12 protein-coding genes are annotated in these 14,601 nt (G+C 72.0%); 8 read left to right on the top strand and 4 right to left on the bottom strand.

Translation table 11 applies throughout. The annotated features are described in order from the left end of the window. Window positions 1–20: 20 nt before the first annotated feature. Together OG985_RS31090 and OG985_RS31085 are read left to right on the top strand one after the other, a co-directional pair. Window positions 21–1,958: a glycogen debranching N-terminal domain-containing protein gene (locus tag OG985_RS31090; protein ID WP_371671660.1), complete on the top strand. Its 1,938-nt coding sequence runs from the start codon at window positions 21–23 to the stop codon at window positions 1,956–1,958. Between the two features lie 191 nt (window positions 1,959–2,149). Then, on the top strand, window positions 2,150–4,189 hold the full coding sequence (locus OG985_RS31085; protein ID WP_371671659.1) for a CDP-alcohol phosphatidyltransferase: 2,040 nt from the start codon (window positions 2,150–2,152) through the stop codon (window positions 4,187–4,189). An 18-nt stretch (window positions 4,190–4,207) separates the two neighbouring features. Here the strand turns inward: OG985_RS31085 and dusB are convergent, their stop codons facing one another. Next, window positions 4,208–5,350 carry a tRNA dihydrouridine synthase DusB gene (dusB, locus tag OG985_RS31080; protein ID WP_371671658.1) on the bottom strand — a complete coding sequence of 381 codons (1,143 nt, stop codon included), beginning with the start codon at window positions 5,348–5,350 and terminating at the stop codon, window positions 4,208–4,210. A gap of 82 nt (window positions 5,351–5,432) precedes the next feature. Here dusB and OG985_RS31075 point away from each other — a divergent pair, with 82 nt between their 5' ends. Then, window positions 5,433–6,878 carry an MFS transporter gene (locus OG985_RS31075; protein WP_371671657.1) on the top strand — a complete coding sequence of 482 codons (1,446 nt, stop codon included), beginning with the start codon at window positions 5,433–5,435 and terminating at the stop codon, window positions 6,876–6,878. A 62-nt stretch (window positions 6,879–6,940) separates the two neighbouring features. Here the strand turns inward: OG985_RS31075 and OG985_RS31070 are convergent, their stop codons facing one another. Further along, window positions 6,941–7,828, bottom strand: coding sequence for a helix-turn-helix transcriptional regulator (locus OG985_RS31070; protein WP_371671656.1), 888 nt, complete (start codon window positions 7,826–7,828; stop codon window positions 6,941–6,943). Between the two features lie 101 nt (window positions 7,829–7,929). Between OG985_RS31070 and OG985_RS31065 the strand changes: the two genes are divergently transcribed. The 5 genes from OG985_RS31065 (at window position 7,930) to OG985_RS31045 (ending at window position 12,801) form a co-directional block, all read left to right on the top strand. Further along, entirely contained in the window at window positions 7,930–9,357 is a 1,428-nt protein-coding gene (locus OG985_RS31065) for an MFS transporter (protein ID WP_371671655.1), read from the top strand. A 169-nt stretch (window positions 9,358–9,526) separates the two neighbouring features. After that, window positions 9,527–9,733 (top strand): hypothetical protein, encoded by a 207-nt coding sequence (locus OG985_RS31060; RefSeq protein ID WP_371671654.1) that lies wholly within the window; start codon window positions 9,527–9,529, stop codon window positions 9,731–9,733. Between the two features lie 82 nt (window positions 9,734–9,815). Further along, window positions 9,816–10,958 carry a serine hydrolase domain-containing protein gene (locus tag OG985_RS31055; protein WP_371671653.1) on the top strand — a complete coding sequence of 381 codons (1,143 nt, stop codon included), beginning with the start codon at window positions 9,816–9,818 and terminating at the stop codon, window positions 10,956–10,958. A gap of 41 nt (window positions 10,959–10,999) precedes the next feature. Continuing rightward, window positions 11,000–11,851, top strand: a complete 852-nt coding sequence (locus OG985_RS31050) for a hypothetical protein (RefSeq protein ID WP_371671652.1) — start codon at window positions 11,000–11,002, stop codon at window positions 11,849–11,851. Continuing rightward, window positions 11,848–12,801, top strand: a complete 954-nt coding sequence (locus OG985_RS31045) for a hypothetical protein (RefSeq protein ID WP_371671651.1) — start codon at window positions 11,848–11,850, stop codon at window positions 12,799–12,801. Before OG985_RS31050 ends, OG985_RS31045 begins: the two co-directional genes overlap by 4 nt. Here the strand turns inward: OG985_RS31045 and OG985_RS31040 are convergent. Together OG985_RS31040 and OG985_RS31035 are read right to left on the bottom strand one after the other, a co-directional pair. After that, a complete protein-coding gene (locus tag OG985_RS31040; RefSeq protein ID WP_371671650.1) occupies window positions 12,792–13,391 on the bottom strand; it encodes a TetR family transcriptional regulator in 600 nt (199 codons plus the stop codon). The genes OG985_RS31045 and OG985_RS31040 overlap by 10 nt on opposite strands. Window positions 13,392–13,416: 25 nt before the next feature. Further along, window positions 13,417–14,427, bottom strand: a complete 1,011-nt coding sequence (locus OG985_RS31035; RefSeq protein WP_371671649.1) for an aldo/keto reductase — start codon at window positions 14,425–14,427, stop codon at window positions 13,417–13,419. Window positions 14,428–14,601 lie beyond the last annotated feature (174 nt).

The raw sequence follows: 14,601 nt of genomic DNA, 5'->3' as shown, positions 1-14,601 counted from the left end.
GTCAAAGGAGGGGACCGGGGATGACGGACCGGCATCATCTGCTCGTGCACGGCGGGACGTTCGCCGCCGTGGGTGACGGTGGGGACATCAGCGGGGTCCGGGGCGGAAGCTCCCCGGACGGATTGTTCGTGCGCGACGCGCGACACCTGAGCCGTTGGCAACTGACGGTCGACGGCGCGGTGCCCGAGGCGCTCACGCCGGTCGCGGACGGGGACACGGCACGCTGTGTCCTCGTTCCGCGCGGCGGCCGGCAGGAACCGCCCGCGTACACGCTCTTCCGTGAACAGGCCGTCGGAGACGGCGCGTTCGTCGAGTCGCTGCGGGTGACGAGCAATCGTCCGGTGCCGACGACGGTCCACCTCGCGGTCACCGCGGACGCCGACTTCGCCGACCAGTTCGAGCTGCGCTCCGACCACCGCACCTACGCCAAGTCCGGAGCCACCCGCTCCCGCCAGATCCATGACGACGGCGTGGAGTTCACCTATCGGCGCCGTGACTGGCGGTCCGTCACGACCGTGACGGCGGAGCCCGCGCCGGACGCCGTCGAGGAGACCGGCACGGGCGCCCGGCGCCTGGTCTGGACACTGGAACTGGAGGCGCACGGCTCGGCGGAACTGATGCTGCGGGTCATGGCACGGCCGCACGGCGACCGGCGGACCCGGCGCGTACCCCGCTCCCCCGCCGCCCTCAACGAGCAACTCATCGCTCTCGAAGGCGAGTTCGTGGAGGGCGTGGCGTTCCCGACCGGCTGGCCCGAGCTGGCCGCGGCCTGCGCGCGCGGTCTCGCCGACCTGGCCTCGCTCCAGGTCCCGGCGACCGGCCCGGACGGCGAGGAGCTGCGGGTGCCCGCCGCCGGCGCCCCCTGGTTCCTGACCCTGCTGGGCCGCGACGCCCTGCTCACCTCACTGTTCGCCCTTCCCTACCGGCCCCAGCTGGCCGCCGCCACGCTCCCCGCGCTCGCCGCAGCCCAGGCCACGGAGGTCGGCCCCGACGCGGTGGCGCAGCCCGGCAAGATCGTGCACGAGGTACGGCACGGCGAGCTGGCGCACTTCGGGCAGGTGCCGTACGGCCGGTACTACGGCTCGGTCGACGCCACCCCGCTCTTCCTGGTGCTGCTCGGGGCGTACGTCGAGCAGACGGGGGACGCCGCGCTGGCCCGCCGTCTGGAGCCCAACGCCCGCGCGGCGATCGGCTGGATGCTCGACCACGGCGGGCTCACCTCCCGCGGCTACCTGGTCTACCGCGCCGACCAGGGTGGCCTGGCCAACCAGAACTGGAAGGACTCCCCCGGCGCGATCTGTTCCGCCGACGGCACCCGGGCGAGCGGCTCGGTGCTGGCGGCGGGAGCCCAGGGGTACGCGTACGACGCGCTGCGCCGCACCGCGCACCTCGCGCGCACGGTGTGGGACGACGAGGTGTACGCGGCCCTGCTCGAGCAGGCCGCCGCCGACCTCCGCGACCGTTTCCAGCGTGACTTCTGGATGCGGGCCCACTCCTTCCCGGCGCTCGCGCTCGACGGCGAGGGCCGGCAGGTCGACGCGCTGGCCTCCGACGCCGGGCATCTGCTGTGGTCCGGGCTGCTGGACAAGGAGTACGGCGAGCTGGTCGGCCGGCGCCTGCTGGAGCCCGACTTCTTCTCGGGCTGGGGGGTGCGCACGCTGGCGGCCGGGCAGCGGGCGTACCACCCGCTGTCGTACCACCGCGGTTCGGTGTGGCCGCACGACAACGCGCTGATCACCCTGGGCCTGGCCCGTTACGGCCTGCACGACGAGGCCCGCACCGTCGCCCACGCCCTCGTCGACGCGGCCACCGCGGCCGGCCACCGCCTCCCCGAGGTCCTCGCGGGGTACGGCCGGGACACGCACGCCGAGCCGGTGCCCTACCCGCACGCCTGTGTGCGGGAGTCGCGGTCGGCGGCGGCTCCGTTGGCGCTGCTCACCGCGGTGGGAGGCGCGTAGCGGGGCGGTCGGCGCGCCCGCCGGCGAGTGGTCGGTCCGGGAGGTTGACGAGGCGTTTGCCCGGTGTTTGCCGAGCTCTGGTCCGGTAGGGCTGAACAGGGCTCGCGCACCGGCCGTACGGGAATGCGGCGGAATCGTTCCCCCTTGTCGGGTCCGCCGTTTCACCGGGCTTCGTACGGAAGGACCTTCGGGTGCCTGTCTTCACGCGCTTTCGCCACCTGTCCACGCCGGACGACGGTGCGCCGTCGGCGTCGGCGTCGTCCGAGAGCGCGTCGGCGGCACCGGCGGAGGCCGACGCGCCCCCGTCACCCGAGGCCGAGACCGCCGCCGAGACCGAGGTGGAGGCCGACGCCGAGATACCAGCGGAACCCGGAGCCGAAGCCGAGACCGAAGCCGAAGCCGAACCTGGAGCCGAAGCGGAAAACGAAGCCGAAGCCGAAGCCGAGGCAGCAACGGCTGCGCCCCCCGAGGCGTCCCCCACCGCCGCCGCCCCCACCGCAACCTCCACCACGACCACTGCCACTCCCCACAGCACCACCGTCCTCGCTTCGCTCGGAGCCCGTCTGGCTCACCTGCGCACCTGGCGTGCGCGGTATCCGGAGACCGCGCGGGTTCTGCGCTGGACGACGACCGTCCTCGCGGCGGCTCTCGTCTTCGTCGCCCTGCTGCTGCCGAACAACGTGAACGCGCTGCACCTCAACCGGTTCACGCGACTTCCGGCGGAGGCGATCGTCGTGGCGGCGGTGGTGGTCGCCCTGCCGCGGCGGCCGCGCGTCGTCGTGGCGGCCGTGTCCGGGGTGGGCCTGGGCGTGCTGACCGTGCTGAACTTCCTCGACATGGGCTTCACCGAGTACCTGGGCCGGGGCTTCAACGCCGTCCTGGACTGGGAGCTGCTGCCCGACGCGCAGTCGTATGTCGCGGACTCGATGGGCAGGACGACGGCGATCGCCGCGACCGTCGGCCTCGTCGTGCTGGTCCTGCTGCTGCTGGTGGTGATGGCGCTGGCGACGGTCCGAATCAGCAACCTGCTGGCCCGCAACACCCAGACCGCCACCCGCGCCACGCTCATCGCGGGCACCGCCTGGATCACCTGCGCCACTCTCGGCATCGAGGTGGCGGGCGTGCCGGTCGCCTCCGACCGTGCGGCCGGTGCCCTGCAGATCCAGGCGCGGCGGGTCAGGGACACCATCAGGGACGAGGCCTCGTTCGCGAAGGAAGCCGGCGCCGACCGCTTCGGGGGCACGCCGGGCGACCAGTTGGTGCCCGACCTGCGCGGCAAGGACATGATCTTCACGTTCATCGAGAGCTACGGCCGCAGCGCCATCGAGGACCCGGTCATCGCCCCCGGTGTCGACAAGACGCTCAAGGCGAGCACCGCGGCTCTGGCGAAGGCCGGCTTCCACGCGAAGAGCGGCTGGCTGACGTCGGCGACGTACGGCGGCAGCAGCTGGCTCGGCCACTCCACCACCATGTCGGGCCTGTGGATCGACAACCAGCAGCGCTACCGCACGGTCATGGCCGGTGATCACCTCAGTCTCACCAAGGCGTTCCAGAAGACCGGTGACTGGGACACGGTCGGGGTCATGCCGGGCATCCAGAAGGGCTGGCCGGAGGCCAGGTACTACGGCCTGGACAAGGTCTACAACGCCTTCCAGATGGGCTACAGGGGCCCGAAGTTCAGCTGGTCGACGATGCCCGACCAGTACGCGCTGGAGGCCTTCCAGCGGTTGGAGCACAGCAGGAAGCGCGACAAGCCGCTGATGTCGGAGATCATTTTGACCTCCAGCCACCAGCCATGGGCGCCCATCCCGAAGACGGTCGGCTGGGACCAGCTCGGCGACGGCTCGGTCTTCGGGCCGATCGAGAAGGCGGGCAACAAGCCGTCGGACGTCATCGCCGACTCCACCCGGTCCAAGCAGGAGTACGGCAAGTCGATCCAGTACTCGGTCACCAGCCTCACGCAGTGGCTGGAGCGCTACGGCACCGACGACACGGTTCTCGTGTTCCTCGGCGACCACCAGCCCATCGCCCGGGTCAGCGGCAACCACGCCAGCCGGGACGTGCCGGTGTCGATCGTCGCCAAGGACCCGAAGGTCCTCGACAAGGTGGCGTCGTGGAACTGGTCGGACGGGCTGATGCCCGCCCACAACGCCCCGGTGTGGAAGATGAGTTCGTTCCGCGACCGCTTCCTGACGGCGTACGGGTCCACTCCCCACCCAACGAAGGACTGAGCGCCCGGTCCGGCGGGTTCAGCCTCCGGACGTGTCCAGTTCCGCGTCCTCGCCGATGCCCGCGCAGTCGTAGGGATCCTTCAGCCAGCCGTCCGGCAGCACCACCCGGTTGTTGCCGGACGTACGGCCGCGGGGACCGTCGGCGCCGTCGGGCCAGGGCTGGTCGAGGTCCAACTCGTCCAGCCCGGAGCGGAGTTCGGCCAGCGAGGAGGTGACCGCGAGCCGCTTGCGCATCTCGGAGCCGACGGCGAAGCCCTTGAGGTACCAGGCCACGTGCTTGCGGAAGTCGATGACCCCGCGCCTCTCGTCGCCGATCCACTCGCCGAGCAGGGTGGCGTGGCGGACCATGACGTCGGCGACCTCGCGCAGGGCGGGCCGCGCGATGTCGTGCGTACGGCCTTCGAAGGCGGCCACCAGGTCCGCGAACAGCCACGGCCGGCCGAGGCAGCCGCGGCCCACGACGACCCCGTCGCAGCCGGTCTCGCGGACCATGCGCAGCGCGTCCTCGGCCGCCCAGATGTCGCCGTTGCCGAGCACCGGGATCTCCGGGACGTGCTCCTTGAGCCGCGCGATGGCGTCCCAGTCGGCGGTGCCGCCGTAGTGCTGGGCGGCGGTGCGGCCGTGCAGGGCGATGGCCGTCACGCCCTCCTCGACGGCGATGCGCCCGGCGTCGAGGTAGGTGATGTGGTCGTCGTCGATGCCCTTGCGCATCTTCATGGTGACGGGGAGGTCGCCGGCGCCGCTGACCGCCTCGCGCAGGATGGACCGCAGCAGGTTGCGCTTGTAGGGGAGCGCGGACCCGCCGCCCTTCCTCGTCACCTTCGGCACCGGGCAGCCGAAGTTCAGGTCGATGTGGTCGGCGAGGTCCTCCTCCGCGATCATGCGGACGGCCTTGCCGACGGTCGCCGGGTCGACGCCGTACAGCTGGATCGAGCGCGGCTTCTCGGTCGCGTCGAAGTGGATCAGCTGCATGGTCTTCTCGTTGCGCTCGACCAGCGCCCGGGTGGTGATCATCTCGCTCACGAACAGGCCCTTGCCCCCGCTGAACTCCCGGCACAGGGTGCGGAAGGGGGCGTTGGTGATCCCGGCCATGGGTGCCAGTACGACGGGCGGCCGGACGGTGTGCGGGCCGATCTGCAAGGGGGAAACGGGCGTGGGCATTCCCCCATTGTCACGTATCGGCGATGATCATGTATCAGTCATTAGTTAGCCGCACTATCGAAACGGGCGTACGATGTCCCGCATGCCCGAGCTCAGCCATCGCCGCCGCATGCTGGTTCTCGCGATCTGCTGTATGAGCCTGCTGATCGTGAGCCTCGACGTCACCGCCCTGAACGTGGCCCTGCCCTCGATGCAGCACGAGCTGCACGCGAGCACGGCGGGCCTGCAGTGGACGATCGACGCGTACACGCTGGTGCTCGCCTCGCTGCTGATGCTGGCCGGCTCCACGGCCGACCGGATCGGCCGCAGGCGCGTCTTCCTCTCGGGCCTGGTGATCTTCGTCATCGGCTCGCTGCTGTGCTCGCTCGCGCCGAACCTCGACTCGCTCGTCGCGTTCCGCATGGTGCAGGCGGTCGGCGGGTCGATGCTCAACCCGGTCGCCATGTCGATCATCACCAACACCTTCACCGACCCCCGCGAGCGGGCCCGCGCGATCGGCGTGTGGGGCGCGGTGGTCGGCATCTCCATGGCCGCCGGTCCGCTGATCGGCGGGCTGCTCGTGGAGTCCGTCGGCTGGCGCTCGATCTTCTGGGTCAACCTGCCGGTGGGTCTCGCCGCCCTCCTGCTCACCCTGCGCTACGTGCCCGAGTCCCGCGCGCCCAGGGCCCGCCGCCCCGACCCGGTCGGCCAGCTCCTGGTGATCACGCTGTTCGGCTCCCTGACGTACGCGATCATCGAGGCGCCGACCGCCGGGCTCACCACGGTTCTGCCCTTCGCGGTGCTGGCGCTGGCCGCGCTCGTCGGCCTGCTCCGGTACGAGCCCAGGCGCGCCGAACCCCTCATCGACCTGCGCTTCTTCCGTTCGGTGCCGTTCAGCGGGGCCACCGTGATCGCCATCAGCGCGTTCGCCTCGCTCGGCGGGTTCCTGTTCCTGTCCACGCTGTACCTGCAGAACGTGCGCGGCCTGGACGCGCTGCACGCCGGTCTGTGGATGCTGCCGATGGCGGTCCCGATGTTCCTCTGCGCCCCGCTGTCGGGGCGGCTGGTGGGCACCCGGGGGCCGCGGCTGTCCCTGCTCGTCGCCGGCCTCGCGATGACGGCCAGCGGGGTGCTGTTCGCCGCCTTCGAGGCCGAGACCTCCAACGTCACCCTGTTCGTCGGGTACGTCATGTTCGGCGTCGGCTTCGGCTTCGTGAACGCGCCGATCACCAACACGGCGGTGTCCGGCATGCCGAGGGCCCAGGCCGGGGTCGCCGCCGCCGTCGCCTCCACCAGCCGTCAGCTCGGGCAGACGCTCGGGGTCGCGGTGATCGGCGCGGTGCTGGCGTCCGGCGTGGGCTCGTCGTCGTACCGGGACACGTTCGTCTCGGCGGCCCGGCCGGGCTGGTGGATCCTCACGGCCTGCGGACTGGCGGTGCTGGTGTTCGGGGCGCTGACCAGCGGGCCGTGGGCCCGGCGGAGCGCGGAGCGGACGGCTGAGCAACTGGCGGCGACGGACGTACGCGAGGCGGCCCGGGTCGTCGCCTGAGCCCGGTCGGCCCGGCACCACGCGACCTCTGAGCCCGATCGGCCCGGCACCACGCGGGCGCGCTACCGGGCCAGCGCCATGGCCTGCAGCTTCTCCAGCCGCTGCCGCGACACCTCGTCCGCCGGCACGTACGTGACCATCCTCGGACCCAGCCCCGGCCCGAGCCACAGGTCGGTGTGGTCGACGGTGATGCGGCCGACGTGACGGTTGTCGAACTCCTTGCGCTTGGTGCGGTGGGCGACGACCTCGTGCCGGTCCCAGGCCTCGCAGAAAGCCGGGGACTCCGCGCGCAGCCGCTTGAGGAGCAGCTTCCAGGCCGGCTCGGCGAGATGGCCGGCCATCGTGGCGCGGAAGCGGGCCGCCATGAGACGGCGGGTCTCCTCCAGGTGCACGATCGAGGAACTCCACTCCTCGTGCGTGTAGCAGAGGATCATGCAGTTGTGGTCCTCGGGCGGCACCGCGTCGAGGTCGCACAGCAGCAGCCCGTACGTCCGGTTGTAGGCGAGGATGTCGTACCGGCTGTTCTGGACGCAGGCCGGGACCGGTTCCAGCTGCTCCAGCACCGCCCGCAGCGCCGGTGTGATCGACGGACACGCGGTGGCCGGCGTCGGGTCCGCCGCGCCGGCCAGCCGGAAGAGGTGGGCGCGCTCGGTCGGATCGAGCAGCAGGGTGCGGGCGAGGGCGTCCAGGACCTGCACGGAGACCTGGATGTCCCGGGCCTGTTCGAGCCAGGTGTACCAGGTGACGCCGACCGCGGAGAGATGGGCGACCTCCTCCCGGCGCAGGCCCGGGGTACGCCGTCGGCTGCCGCGGGGCAGGCCGACCTGCTCGGGGGCGAGATGTTCGCGGCGGTGCCGGAGGAAGGCGGCGAGTTCGTGCCGCCGGACCTCCGCCACGGCCGTGCCGCCGGGGAGCGTGCCGGGGACCGTCTCCTGGGCCATGGTCGTCATGCCTCCAGCCTGCCGCGGTTCGGACCCTGTTTCCAGGTAGTCCTTGTACCAGGATAAGGAGACTCTGGTACCAGCCTGCGGCCGGGCGCAGGCTCGTGAACGTGACCAAAACCACGACTTCACGCCCCGCCCCCACCGCCGTGGCCCCACCCCTGCTCGGCGGCCTCGGGCTGTTCACCGTGCTGCTGGCCGCGGCACTTCCCCTCGTCGACTTCTTCATCGTCAACGTCGCGCTGCCCACCATCGGCCACGACCTCTCGGCGAGCGAGGCGGTCCTCGAACTCGTCGTCGCCGGGTACGGACTCGCGTACGCCGTGCTCCTCGTCCTCGGCGGCCGTCTCGGTGACCTGTTCGGCCGGCGTCGGCTCTTCCTCGGCGGCATGGCCGCCTTCGGGCTGACCTCGCTGGCCTGCGGACTCGCGCCCACCGCCTGGACCCTGGTCGCCGCCCGGGTCGCGCAGGGCGCGGCGTCCGCCGCGATGCTCCCGCAGGTGCTCGCCACCATCCAGGCCGCCACCGCCGGACCCCGCCGGGCCAAGGCGATGGGCCTGTACGGCGCGACCGCCGGGCTGTCCATGGTCGCCGGGCAGATCCTCGGCGGGATCCTGGTCGCCGCGGACATCGCCGGCACCGGCTGGCGTTCGGTGTTCCTGGTGAACGTGCCGGTGGTGATCGCCGGCCTGGTGCTGGCCGCCCGGGCCGTACCGGAGACCCGCTCCCAGCGCCCCGAGCCGGTGGACGGGCCGGGGACCGTACTGCTCGCACTGTCCCTGCTCGCGCTCCTGGCCCCGCTGACGGAGGGCAGGGCGGCGGGCTGGCCGCTGTGGACGTGGCTGTCGCTGGCGGCCTTCCCGCTCCTGGCGGCGGCGTTCTACGCGGTGGAGCGCAGAGCGGACCGGCAGGGCCGTACGCCGCTGGTGCCGCCGAGCCTGTTCCAGCTGGTGTCGCTGCGCCGGGGCCTGGTGCTGATCGTGCCGTTCTCCGTCGGCTTCAGCGGCTTCATGTTCGTGATCGCGGTGGCACTGCAGCGGGGCGCGGGGCTCGGGCCGGTGCGGGCGGGACTGGCGCTGGCCCCGATGGCCGTCGTCTTCTTCTGTGTGTCGCTGGCCGGCCCCAGGCTGGTCGCCCGCCACGGCACCCGCGTGGTGACGGCGGGCGCCGTGATCCAGGGGCTGGGTGTGGCGCTGATGGTGCTGGCCGTGCGCGGCTCCTGGCCGGACCTCGGGCTCGTCGAGCTGCTCCCGGGCGCGGCGGTCGCCGGCGCGGGTCAGGCGCTCCAGCTCCCGGTGGTGTTCCGGATCATCCTGTCCGAGGTGCCGCCCGCCCGGGCCGGTGTCGGCGGCGGCGTCATGATCACCGCCCAGCAGTCGTCGCTGGCGCTGGGCGTGGCCACCCTCGGCACCCTGTTCCTGTCCCTGGTGTCCAGCCTGGGCATGCGGGACGCCCTGGTCACGACGCTTCTGGTGCAGCTGGCGGGCATCGCCCTGACCGGCCTGCTGAGCGTGCGTCTCCCACGGACGATCGGCTGAGGCCGAGGCCGCCGGCGCGGACCCTTCTCCCGATTTGTCCTCACGAATTGAACAAGTCATCACTGAACGCCCCCCGTTGATGTCGACCTTGCTGCACACTCCTTGCTGCGCGGGCCCCGTACCGCGCCCCCGGACGGGTTCTTCGCTGCGGGTCGCCGTTGGAGGCGTCATGCTGGAGATCAACACGAGCAAGGTGAGCCGCTGGGACCAGCACGGACGCGAGCATGTCGTCCGGGTGCAGCGCTCGGGGATGCAGCGCACGATCAGATGTGACACCTGCGGCTGGCGCAAGGGGGCGCAGTTCCTGCCCTGGCTGAAGGCGGAGGAACATCTGGCCGAGGCCCATCAGGCCACGGTGGACCCGACGGCGACGTAGAACCTCCTCGGCGGCCGGCGATGACTTCCCGCGGCCCGGGGGGGCGTAGTGGTACGACGACACCGCACCGGAAGGCCGAGCGATGAGCGCACTGCGTACCACCCTGCAACGGCACGTCGACGACGGAACGGTGCCGGGCGCTCTCGGGCTCGTGGCCCGCGGTGCCGACGTCGAGGTGGTGACCGTCGGCTGCGTGGACGCCGAGGGCACCGCCCCGATGGCCCGGGACTCGATCTTCCGTATCGCCTCGATCAGCAAGCCGGTCACTGCGGCGGCGGTGCTGACGCTGGTGGAGGACGGGCTGATCGGGCTCGACGACCCGGTCGAGGGGTGGCTGCCGGAACTGGCGAAGCCGACCGTGGTGCGCACCCCCGGTGCCCCGGTGGACGACGTGGTCCCCGCGGCCCGCCCGATCACGGTCGAGGACCTGCTCAGCTCCCGCACGGGCTGGGGCTTCCCGTCGGACTTCTCGCTCCCCGCGGTCCGGGCGCTGTTCGAGGTCCAGAAGGACGGCCGAGCCCCGCAGGCCTACCCGGACCCGGACACCTGGCTGGCCGCGCTCGCCCAGGTCCCGCTGGTGTACCAGCCGGGCGAGGCATGGCTCTACGGCACCTCGTCCGACCTGCAGGGCATCCTGATCGCCCGGGTGTCGGGCCGTACGCTCCCGGAGTTCCTGGCGGAACGGATCTTCGAGCCGCTGGGCATGACGGACACGGCGTTCGAGGTGCCGGCGGCGAAGCGGGACCGCTTCACGAGCTTCTACCGCGCCGACGCGACGGGCGCACGGGAACTCGCGGACGCCCCGGACGGCGACTGGAGTCACATCCCGGCGTTCCCGTCCGGAGGCGGCGGCCTCGCCTCGACGGCCGACGACTGGCTGGCCTTCGCCCGCATGCTGCTCGACGGCGGCACGGCGAACGGCCACCGCCTCCTGTCCCCCACCTCGGTGAGCCGCATGACCACCAACCACCTGACGGCCCGGCAGCGGCAGATCGGCTCCCTGTTCCTGGAGGACCAGGGCTGGGGCTACGGCGCCTCGGTCGACGTCACCCCGGCAGCCCCCTGGAACGTCCCCGGCCGCTACGGCTGGGTCGGCGGCACGGGCACCACGGCCCACATCGTCCCGTCCACCGGCACGGTCGCCATCCTCCTCACCCAGGTGGCCATGGAGAACCCGGTCCCGACACCGCTGATGCGGGACTTCTGGGAGTGCGCGGCGGAGTAACCCGGGATGAACTCCCATAAATCTCCGCTTAACCTCCGAACATGCCACCTTCGCGTGCCCGCCTCAGCGTCATGGCGACGGTCCTCGGCCTGGTGCTGGTGCTCGGAGTCGTGTGGCTGGTCAGATCCGCCACCACCGGCAGCGAGAGCACCGCCGGTGTGGACCGGACCACCGACTCCGCCGACCCGTCGAACGACACCGACGGCACGGCCGACAGCACGACTCACAGCACGGCTGACAGCACCATCGACAGCGACGGCGACGGTACGCCCGACAGCCGGACGACCAGGTCGGGCGCGGCCTCGGACAGCACCGCCACCGACGGTGGCGGCACGCCGCAGGGCGGCAGGACACCCAAGGGCCGGCGACCGTCGGTCGAGCTGAACGGCGTCAACCTCCAGGGCTCCGGAAACAGCGAAGGCTGTGTGACCGTCATCAACAAGACGGCCACTCCCGCGGTCATCGAGAGCGTCTCCTTCGTGATCACTGGTGGGCCGGCGAGACCTGCGGTTCACTCCGACAACGGCGACCACTGCTACCGCGCGGAGGGCGACGATCGTGATACCCCCTGTCTCGGCCTCCTGCTGGTCGAGGGCCGCCAGTGCCTGACGGGCGCGGTCCTCGCACCAGGCGCCCGGGCAGGTGAGTACACGGTTCAGGCAGTGGTTCACTCAAGCTTCCTGTGCGACAACGACAAGATCGATCCGTGCAACTACGTGACGGACTGGGGCGGTCCGCCGCCCACCCCGCAGGCCCCTGTACGGGTCCGTAGCTCGGGGACCGGAAAAGCACTCCGGTCAACGATCGTGGTGGGGGGCACGAGCCCTCCCCCACCCGGCGACTCGTCTCCGCCCGACACCTCCCAGGGGGAGGAAGAGGGCGACGAGGGATGACGGCCCCGGAGCCGCCACCACCGCACGCGCCCGAACCGGCCCCGGCACCCACGCCGGCGCCGGAGCCCACCGCCGAAGATCACGCCGTCCCCGCCCGGGTCCGGCGGCTCGCGGAGGCGCTGGGCCCGGCGACCCTGGCGACCGCGCTGCTCTTCTACTTCGGCTACGTCGCCACCCGCGCGCGGTACGACTACTTCGGCGTGCCCGTGGACATGACCGGTCGCTCCAATCAGGACCTGATGCTGGACGGCCTCGAGGTGGTCTTCGTCCCGGCGTCGATGATCTTCCTGGGCTTCATGGCGCTCGTCGGTGTCCACGCTCTCGTCCTGTGGGTGCTGTCCCGCGACGCGGACGCGCGGAACGACACCTCCGCCGCCGCGTTTCTCGCGTACTGCTTCGTCCTCGTCGGCGTCCTGCTGATCGGCAGAGCGTTGATCGGCATCTTCGTGCAGGGGTCCGAGGTCAGCGTGGTCATCGGCGCCACCCCGCTGTCGCTGGCCTTCGGGCCGGCGGCGGTGGCGTACGGCATCTGGATCCACGGCCGGCGGCGCGGGCGCCCGGTGCTGCCGCTGAGCCTGGCCAGGAACGGCGTGATGTGCACGATCGCGCTGGGCGTGGCCGGGCTGTTCTGGGCATCGACACAACTGGCGTGGGCGTACGGCACGGGGCGGGGCGAGCAGGACGCGGAAGCCCTCGCGGACCGCCCCGAGGTCGTCGTGGACACCAAGGAGCCGCTGGACGGTGTGCCCACGGGCGTGACCCAGGTCCGGCTCGGCACGGCCGGGGAGAGCGGGAGGACGTACCACCACCGGTACCGGGGCTTCCGGGTGCTGATGACCTCCGGCGGACGGCTGTTCCTGGTGACGCCGCAGTGGCGGCTCGGACGGGACCAGACAGTCGTCCTGCCCTATGGGGACGACATCCGGGTGCAGCTCATGCCTCAGCCCTGACCCTGGGCCCGCAGCCCTCGCAGCAGCAGGTCCACCAGCGCCGTGAAGTCCTCCTGCGCGCCCGGCCGCTCCCACAGGCGGTGGTAGCCGGGGTCGTGGAAGCGGCCGGTGGCCTGGAAGACGGCGCCGGCGGTGGTCCGCGGGTGGGGGGCCGTGAAGACGCCGGACGCGACTCCCGCCTCGATGATCCGGGTCAGCTGACCGGTCAGGTCGGCGAGGTGCTCGCCGACCACCTCGCCGGTCTCCCCGGTCAGCACCATGTACGTGGCGAACAGCTCGGGGTCGTCGCCCGCCTTGCGGCGCTTGGCGTCGAAGAGCGCCGCGAGCCAGTCACGCAGCCGGGTCTCCGGGGCCCGTGACTCGTCGGCGGTGATGGCGGAAAGCGTCTCGGACGTCCGGTCCAGCCAGCGCTTCGTGACCGCCTCCCGCAGCGCCGCCTTGGTCCGGAAGTGCCGGTAGACGCTGCCATGGCTGACGCCGAGCGCGCGGGCCACGTCGACCACGGTGGCCTTGGCCGGGCCGTGGCGGCGCAGCACCTCCTCGGTCGCTTCGAGGATGCGGTCGGCGGTCAGGGTCTCGCTGGGTGCCATGAGGAGGACCGTACCGGCGGCCGGATCAGCGCTCGCTGTCGAGGTGGGCCATGGCCGCGGGCGCGTAGCGGTCGCCGGCGGCCGCGTCGGCCGGGACCGCTTCCTCGATCGCGGTGAGGTCGTCCGCGTCCAGCGTGACGTCCAGCGCGCCCAGCGACTCCGCGAGCCGCTCCCGGCTGCGGGCGCCGATCAGCGGCACGATGTCCTCGCCGCGGGACAGCACCCAGGCGATCGCGATCTGCGCGACACTGACGCCCTTCCCCTCGGCGACCTTGCGCAGCGCCTCGACGAGGTCGAGGTTGTGCCGCAGGTTGTCGCCCTGGAAGCGGGGCGAGTGGGTGCGGAAGTCGTCGGCGCCGAGCTGCCGGTCGCGGGTGAAGTGGCCGGAGATCAGGCCGCGGGACAGGACGCCGTAGGCGGTGATGCCGATGCCCAGTTCGCGGGTGGTGGGCAGGATCTCGGCCTCGATGCCGCGCGAGATGAGGGCGTACTCGATCTGGAGGTCGGCGATCGGCGCGGTGGCGGCGGCCCGGCGGATCGTCTCGGCGCCGACCTCGCTGAGGCCGATGTGCCGGACGTACCCCTGCTCGACCAGCTCGGCGATGGCTCCGACCGTCTCCTCGATGGGGACGTCCGGGTCGAGCCGGGCGATGCGGTAGACGTCGATGTGGTCGACGCCGAGGCGCTGGAGGGAGTAGGCGGCGAAGTTCCGCACGGCGGCGGGGCGGCCGTCGTAGCCCGACCAGCTGCCGTCCGGGGCGCGCAGGGCGCCGAACTTGACGCTGGTGAGGGCCTGTTCACGGTGGGCGGCGGGGGCGGTGCGCAGGGCTTCGCCGATCAGCAGTTCGTTGTGGCCCATGCCGTAGAAGTCGCCGGTGTCCAGCAGCGTCACGCCCGCCTCCAGGGCGGCATGGATAGTGGCGATGGACTCGGCCCGGTCCGCGTCGCCGTACAGCGCGGACATGCCCATGCAGCCGAGGCCGAGGGCGGAGACCTGGGGGCCGGTGGTGCCGAGGGTGCGCGTGCGTGTGGTCATGCACCCACCCTGACATGACAGCTGACAGATTTCAATATCTGTCAGCTGTCATCTGTTGGCCGTCACCTGTTAGCCGAGATCTGTATCCGTCGCCGCGCCGCCGCAGCGCGGATGGCCGTCTCAGCGGACCCCCGGAACACGACGAACGCCGGACGGGCTGATCGACTCAGCCCG

This window comes from Streptomyces sp. NBC_00289 (assembly GCF_041435115.1).
GTDB lineage: Bacteria > Actinomycetota > Actinomycetes > Streptomycetales > Streptomycetaceae > Streptomyces.
This window is presented reverse-complemented; position numbering and strand designations above follow the sequence as displayed.

Excerpts from the sequence above, each read along its gene's own strand:
- OG985_RS31090 (WP_371671660.1), top strand. The coding sequence starts at position 21 with ATGACGGACCGGCATCATCTGCTCGTGCACGGCGGGACGTTCGCCGCC.
- dusB (WP_371671658.1), bottom strand. The coding sequence starts at position 5,350 with ATGCCCACGCCCGTTTCCCCCTTGCAGATCGGCCCGCACACCGTCCGG.
- OG985_RS31075 (WP_371671657.1), top strand. The coding sequence starts at position 5,433 with ATGCCCGAGCTCAGCCATCGCCGCCGCATGCTGGTTCTCGCGATCTGC.
- OG985_RS31070 (WP_371671656.1), bottom strand. The coding sequence starts at position 7,828 with ATGACGACCATGGCCCAGGAGACGGTCCCCGGCACGCTCCCCGGCGGC.
- OG985_RS31060 (WP_371671654.1), top strand. The coding sequence starts at position 9,527 with ATGCTGGAGATCAACACGAGCAAGGTGAGCCGCTGGGACCAGCACGGA.
- OG985_RS31055 (WP_371671653.1), top strand. The coding sequence starts at position 9,816 with ATGAGCGCACTGCGTACCACCCTGCAACGGCACGTCGACGACGGAACG.
- OG985_RS31050 (WP_371671652.1), top strand. The coding sequence starts at position 11,000 with ATGCCACCTTCGCGTGCCCGCCTCAGCGTCATGGCGACGGTCCTCGGC.
- OG985_RS31045 (WP_371671651.1), top strand. The coding sequence starts at position 11,848 with ATGACGGCCCCGGAGCCGCCACCACCGCACGCGCCCGAACCGGCCCCG.
- OG985_RS31040 (WP_371671650.1), bottom strand. The coding sequence starts at position 13,391 with ATGGCACCCAGCGAGACCCTGACCGCCGACCGCATCCTCGAAGCGACC.
- OG985_RS31035 (WP_371671649.1), bottom strand. The coding sequence starts at position 14,427 with ATGACCACACGCACGCGCACCCTCGGCACCACCGGCCCCCAGGTCTCC.